The sequence below is a fragment of the Kitasatospora sp. NPDC091257 genome, from assembly GCF_044757675.1.
GTDB lineage: Bacteria > Actinomycetota > Actinomycetes > Streptomycetales > Streptomycetaceae > Kitasatospora > Kitasatospora lactacystinica.
Map to the genome: position 1 here is coordinate 1 of NZ_JBIVVI010000662.1, position 5,108 is coordinate 5,108.

Sequence of the window (5,108 nt, forward strand, 5' to 3'; positions counted from 1 at the left end):
CCTGCACGGCAGGGGCCCTCGGGGTGATCCGGGAACGTCGCGGCTCCGGTCAGACCGCGATCGCGACCTCGACGGCGGTGCCCTGGGAGGCCACCACCTGGCGGTCCACGGTCTGGCCCGGCACCAGCGCGCGCAGGGTCCACTTGCCCGGGCGGGCGAAGAACCGGAACTGGCCGGTCGCCGAGGTGGGCACCTCGGCCGTGAACTCACCGCCCTCGTCCAGCAGCCGGACGTAGCCGTTGACCGGCTCACCGTCGCGGGTCACCGAACCCTGGATGATCGTCTCGTTCGCCACGTCAACTCCTGCCAGGTCCGGGCCGCCGGCCTTCGCACCGCACATGTCTGCCTACCTTCTGACTTACTGGCCTTCTGACTTACGGGTCGGGCCTGGGCTCAGTTGCCGAGCTCGATCGGCACGCCGACCAGGCTGCCGTACTCGGTCCACGAGCCGTCGTAGTTCTTGACGTTCTCCTGGCCGAGCAGCTCGTGCAGCACGAACCAGGTGAGCGCGGAGCGCTCGCCGATGCGGCAGTAGGCGATGGTGTCCTTGGCCAGGTCGATGCCCTCGGCCTCGTACAGCGCCTTGAGCTCGTCGTCGCTCTTGAAGGTGCCGTCGTCGTTGGCGTTCTTGGCCCACGGGATGTTGCGGGCGCTCGGCACGTGGCCGGGGCGCTGCGACTGCTCCTGCGGGAGGTGGGCCGGGGCCAGCAGCTTGCCGGAGAACTCGTCGGGCGAGCGGACGTCGACCAGGTTCAGGGTGCCGATGGCGGCGAGCACGTCGTCGCGGAAGGCGCGGATCGAGGAGTCGACGGCCTGCGCCGTGTACTCGGTGGCGGGGCGGGCCGGCACCTCGGCGACCAGGTCGCGGGAGTCCAGCTCCCACTTCTTGCGGCCGCCGTCCAGCAGGCGGACGTCGCCGTGGCCGTACAGCTTGAAGTACCAGTAGGCGTACGAGGCGAACCAGTTGTTGTTGCCGCCGTACAGGACGACGGTGTCGTCGTTGGCGATGCCCTTGGCGCTGAGCAGCGCCTCGAAGCCGGCCTGGTCGATGAAGTCGCGGCGGACCGGGTCCTGGAGGTCCTGCTTCCAGTCGATCCGGACGGCGTTGCGGATGTGGTTCTTGTCGTACGCGGAGGTGTCCTCGTCGACCTCGACGATCACGACCTTCGGGTCGTCCAGGCGGGCCTGGACCCAGTCGGCGTCGACCAGGACGTCGCTGCGGCTCATGGTGGGGTTCTCCATCCGAGGGCGGTTGTACGGAAGGTGCTGCTCAGGAGGGTGCTGCAGGGTGCCCGAGTGGGCGCGGTCCGAATTCCTGTCCGAATACCGGGACGAGGGGGCGGACCGGCGCGGCCGGGCAGTGAACTGCGGAGTACCTCGGCGACCGCCCGCTCACAGAGCCGGACGCGGTCACCGGAAAGATCGGCGGCGGGCTTCAACTGCCCAGCCGGAGCGCCGAATCAGCGCATTCGACACAGACAGGCGGACACGCGGCACAGGTCTACCGCCCGCCGCTTCGTGAGGTCCGTCTGTCGCTTCATGCCGACGATGCTAGGGACACCGGAGGCCCGCTGTCACCAGCGTATCGAATGGTGGGATCGAAACGACCGCATGATGGGATTTCGCCCCCGACCGGCCCGCGGGAGCCCGTACCGAAGCCGTCCGAACGCATGCGCGGGGCGGAAACGGCACCGCTCCACGGTCCGCGCTGGACAGCGCGTCTCGCGGAGCGGAACGATTCGGCGGCCCGGGAACGAGACCGGGACTGAACCAGGACCGGGCCGGGGATCAGCCCAGCAGCTTGACGCCCTTGCCGTCGAAGGTCAGCTGGAGGCCCTCCGGCAACGGCGTCACCCCGCTGCCACCGTCCTTGTCGGCCAGCTTCAGCCCGGCCGGCAGCGAGTCCAGGGTGAAGCTCATCGGCTCCAGCTGCTGATTGGTGGCACCGGCCACCAACCCCGCCAGCGAGCTCAGCCGGAAGCCGTCCACCGTGACGGTGTTCCCCTTGTTGTGCACGGTGCCCTCGCCGATCGCGATCGGCCCCAGCGAGGCCTTGACCTTGCCCGGACCGGCGTAGGACAGCGTCAGCCGCGAGTTGCCGCCCACCAGCAGCTTGGCCCCGTGCAGCAGCTGGGAAGCCGGCGGCAGCAGCTGCGCGAGGTCCGGGTACGAGATCACCCCGCTGCCGGTGCCGCTGTCCACCGTGGCACTGCTCATGCTGTCGCTGACCTTGACGCCGGAGAGCTGCGCCTTGAACGAGTGCAGCGCCACCTGGTGACTGCCGTCCCCGACGGTCAGGCCGTCGGAGGAGATCCGGACGTCGTCCAGCTTCATCGACACCACCTGGGTGAGGAACGGGAAGCCCTCGATCGAGACGTCCGGGCGCTGGCTCATCCGGCCGCTCTTCACGATCCGGTCGGCGGCCTCGTCCTCGGCCACGCCCACCGCGATCCGGTCGGCCCCCAGCAGCAGGCCGGAGAGCACCGCCAGGCCGATCGTGGCCTTCAGCCATCCGCGCATCGTGTCCCCCGTCGTCGCCGCTCGCTGTGGTCGTTCGTCGCTGAAATCGTTCGCAGTGGTCGTTCGCAGTGGGTCGTTCGTCGTTCCGCGGCGGACGCGGGACACGTCCGCCCTCGCACGACCGTACGACGTCCGGCTCCGGAACATGGTTCCGGAGCCGGAATCCGACCCTGCGCGCAGCGGACGGGAGGATCAGGCCAGCAGCTCGGTGGCGATCCAGATCAGCGGCGCGGCCACCGCCAGCGGCAGCGCCACCCCCGCCGTCATGTGCACGAAGCGGGACGGGAAGTCGTACGCCGCGACCCGGCGGCCGACCAGCGCACCCAACCCGGCCAGCGCACCCAGCGCCACCGGCGCCCCGACCAGCAGGCCCAGCACCACCGCCGCGGCCAGACCCAGCACCGGGCCCAGCTGCTTCGGTCCGGGCAACGGCGCCGCGGCCAGCAGGGTGGCCAGCGCCACCGCACCCACCGCGGCCGGCACCCAGTCGGCCAGCAGCAGCATGGTGCACAGCGCGGTCACCACGGTGGCCGAACCGAGCACGGTCAGCGCGTAGAACCGCTCCTTCGGGTCCGACGGACGGAACGTCTGCAGCACCAGGACGAGCAGGAAGAACCCGCCCAGGGTGCCCACCACCGCCGCCACGCCGCCGTCGGAGTCCGCCAGCAGCACCGCCACGTCCGCCGTCAAACCGGCCAGCGCGGCGAGCAGGATGCCCTGCCGGGCCGGCCACATGCCGTTCAGCCGGAACCAGCCGGCCGCCGTCAGCAGCTGGAGCAGCGCGACCACCAGGGCCAGCGCGACCTGCCCGAGCGCCGCACCGCCGGCCAGCAGCGCGGCCGCACCGGCGGTGATCAGGGCCGGCCGCAGGCCCGGGTCGATGATCGGCGAGCCGGTCCGGCCGCGCGGGCCCGCGGACGGCGCGGACGGCGGCGGGACGGCCGGGAACGGCGCCGCGGCGGGGACGCCCAGCGGGCCGGGGGCTCCGGCCGGACCCGGGACGCCGGGGGCGGTCGGGCGCTTGAGCGTCATGGTCGGCGGATCGAAGGCCTCCGCCGCCTGCGGCGCGGGAGCCGGCTGCGCCGCAGGGGCCGCGTGCCGGGCCCGCGGCCTCGACGGCTGCTGGAGCTGGAGCTGGATCGTCGGGTCCGGCTGGGGCTGCACCGGCTGCTCCGGCTGCTCCGACTGCCGACGCCGCTGCTGCCTCGACTGCGGCTGCGGCTGCGGCTGCGGCTGCGGCTGCTGGAACTGGTGGGGCTGGTGGGGCTGCGGCTGCGGCTGCTGGAACTGGTGGGGCTGCGGCTGCTGGTAAGGCTGCGGCTGGTGGGGCCGGGGCTGCGGCTGGAACTGCGGCTGGTGGGGCTGGTGCGACCGGGGCGGCGCGACCGGCAGCGAACCGGACACCACCACCGGCGGAAGCAGCGCCGTCACCTCGGCGTCGTCCACGGCCGGCACCGGCGGCATCAGGGTGGTCGCGGCCGCGTCGTCGAACGCGGGCACCGGCGGCATCACCGTGGTCGCCGCCGCGTCGTCCACCGGGAAACCGTACGGCGACGGGTGGCCCGGCTGCTGCGGCGGGACGTGCGACTGCTGCGGGTGCGGGTGCTGCTGTGGGTGCTGCTGCTGCGCCCGGGGCGGGTACGGCTGCTGCGGCCGGTGGGGCTGCTGCGGCCATCCGCCGTAGCCGCCGCGGTTCGGGTCGTTCGGGTTGTTCATGTCCGTCACGCCGCTCAGCCTCCCGCGAACGGGGGGAGGACCTCCACCGTCCCGCCCTCGGTCAGGGCGACGGTCGCGTGGTCGCGGCCGCCCACCTGGGCCCCGTCGACCAGGTACGAGCAGTGCCCGAGCAGCCGGACGAGCTTCGGCCGGTCGGCGTGCCGTTCCCTGGCCGCCGCCAGCGCCTCCGCCAGGGTCGCCGCCTCGTACGGCTCCTCGGCCAGCCCGGCCTCGGACTTCGCCGCCGCCCAGTAGCGGATCGTCCCGCGCACCCGGGCGCCGCTCGCGGGCTCGGTGGTCACGCCCATCGGGCCACCCCTTCTCGTCGTCCTCGCCCGGTGCCGGTGTCCCGGTCCGGCTCGACACCTCAACGACCGCCCGACCACCCGAACGATGGACCCGAACAGCGCCTTCGATGTGCGTCCCATGATGGCGTGTCCGCCGCCACGAGCGGCAATCGCCCTGGCCGGGCCGACACGGAGAAACGCACCGGAGCGCCACCGAGGCGCGCCGGACCGGCGCTCGAAGCTGTGTCCAGCCTCACCCGGCGCACGCCCGAATTGGGCGAACCGCCGGATTCCCGCACTCCCGGTGGAGGGGGCGGTCGGCTATCCTCGACCACCAAGAGGGATCCGGGCAGAGTCGCCCCCGGGTCCTTTTGTGCTTTCAGGACGCCAGTACGGACGTTCTTGCGATTCGTCGGCCCACCCCCGGCGCGCAGCAGGAACCGCCCCGCCTGACGCGGCACAACGACGTGCCCCGGCCGGCCGGGGCACCGCCACCGGCACCGGGCCGCCACCCGGCACCGGACCAGACCGGAGGGTTCGCGGTGATGAACAGGGCAGAAACGGTGCGCCAGGGGTTGCGGGACC

General features: G+C 72.7%; 6 protein-coding genes. All 6 read right to left on the bottom strand.

All coding sequences use genetic code 11. The annotated features are described in order from the left end of the window. Positions 1-49: 49 nt before the first annotated feature. Complete coding sequence (locus tag ACIQOV_RS26760) at positions 50-340, bottom strand: DUF1416 domain-containing protein (RefSeq protein ID WP_030059605.1); 291 nt, start codon at positions 338-340, stop codon at positions 50-52. 53 nt (positions 341-393) lie between these two features. Then, complete coding sequence (locus ACIQOV_RS26765) at positions 394-1,227, bottom strand: sulfurtransferase (protein ID WP_380354414.1); 834 nt, start codon at positions 1,225-1,227, stop codon at positions 394-396. 233 nt (positions 1,228-1,460) lie between these two features. Beyond that, positions 1,461-1,541, bottom strand: coding sequence for an Ms5788A family Cys-rich leader peptide (locus tag ACIQOV_RS26770; protein ID WP_353652343.1), 81 nt, complete (start codon positions 1,539-1,541; stop codon positions 1,461-1,463). Positions 1,542-1,788: 247 nt separating this feature from the next. Continuing rightward, positions 1,789-2,520 carry a DUF2993 domain-containing protein gene (locus tag ACIQOV_RS26775; RefSeq protein WP_401052642.1) on the bottom strand — a complete coding sequence of 244 codons (732 nt, stop codon included), beginning with the start codon at positions 2,518-2,520 and terminating at the stop codon, positions 1,789-1,791. A 192-nt stretch (positions 2,521-2,712) separates the two neighbouring features. Continuing rightward, the gene (locus ACIQOV_RS26780; RefSeq protein ID WP_401052645.1) at positions 2,713-4,245 is read right to left on the bottom strand and encodes a hypothetical protein; all 1,533 of its coding nucleotides are present in this window, start codon (positions 4,243-4,245) and stop codon (positions 2,713-2,715) included. Positions 4,246-4,250: 5 nt separating this feature from the next. Next, positions 4,251-4,544: a MoaD/ThiS family protein gene (locus ACIQOV_RS26785; protein ID WP_401052647.1), complete on the bottom strand. Its 294-nt coding sequence runs from the start codon at positions 4,542-4,544 to the stop codon at positions 4,251-4,253. Between the last annotated feature and the right edge of the window lie 564 nt (positions 4,545-5,108).